Consider the following 421-nt stretch of genomic DNA (forward strand, 5'->3'; position numbering starts at 1 on the left):
ACAAGGTAGCCGTACCGGAAGGTGCGGCTGGAACACCTCCTTTCTGGAGAGACGAATTTCCTATGAAGATTTAGGAACAGGACTTAAAAGTTCGTTTCTCTTCTTGTACGCACCATCTGTTTAATTAAATAAGAGATAGAGAATGTTCGGCAGAGATGCTACTCTTTACCAACACAGTCCTATAGCTCAGTTGGTTAGAGCGCCACACTGATAATGTGGAGGTCGGCAGTTCAAATCTGCCTGGGACTACATTCTTATATAATATCTCAAACTGGGGGATTAGCTCAGTTGGCTAGAGCACCTGCTTTGCAAGCAGGGGGTCAACGGTTCGAATCCGTTATTCTCCACCATGCCTTTTAAGGCAAGAAGATCTTTGACATATTGACACAAGCAAAACTGTAAGTAATGAACTTTAGTTCAG

2 tRNA genes are annotated in these 421 nt (G+C 43.5%); both read left to right on the forward strand.

What is annotated here, in order from left to right:
- Positions 1-175 precede the first annotated feature (175 nt).
- Positions 176-249: transfer RNA gene (locus KSW37_RS15825), tRNA-Ile, on the forward strand.
- 24 nt (positions 250-273) lie between these two features.
- A tRNA-Ala gene (locus KSW37_RS15830) sits at positions 274-350 on the forward strand.
- Positions 351-421 lie beyond the last annotated feature (71 nt).

This window comes from Segatella copri (assembly GCF_019127135.1).
Classification (GTDB): Bacteria; Bacteroidota; Bacteroidia; order Bacteroidales; family Bacteroidaceae; genus Prevotella.